1 protein-coding gene is annotated in these 347 nt (G+C 42.7%); it reads left to right on the forward strand.

Translation table 11 applies throughout. From position 1 onward, the window contains the following. Nucleotides 1–347: replication initiation factor domain-containing protein (locus tag G5A70_RS15560; protein ID WP_173750343.1), on the forward strand; the 347-nt coding region annotated here is incomplete at both ends.

The following is a 347-nucleotide window of genomic DNA, read 5'->3' on the forward strand; positions in this document are numbered from 1 at the left end:
AATAGTGAGGGCTACCACTTTGACGAAAGCAAGTTTGATGATTTCGACACCGCAAAGACTGTTTATATCGGTGCTGGTAAATCGGGATTATCCTACCGCTTTTATGATAAGGATAAGGAAGTCTGTTCAAAACATAATAAGACACTTGATGAAGTCGGCAGTTGGAAACGGACAGAAATGCAACTGCGTGATGATAAGGCTCATGTTTTTGCCATGACATTCAAAGACAGACCGTTGGAACTTGGGGAACTGGCTTTCGGGCTATTAGCAAACAACCTACGCTTTGTCGTGCCAAACAGAAATGAAAGTAATAAGAGCAGATGGAAAACGTGTCGGTTTTGGGAACG

The sequence above is a fragment of the Blautia hansenii genome (assembly GCF_013304445.1).
Taxonomy (GTDB): Bacteria; Bacillota; Clostridia; order Lachnospirales; family Lachnospiraceae; genus Blautia.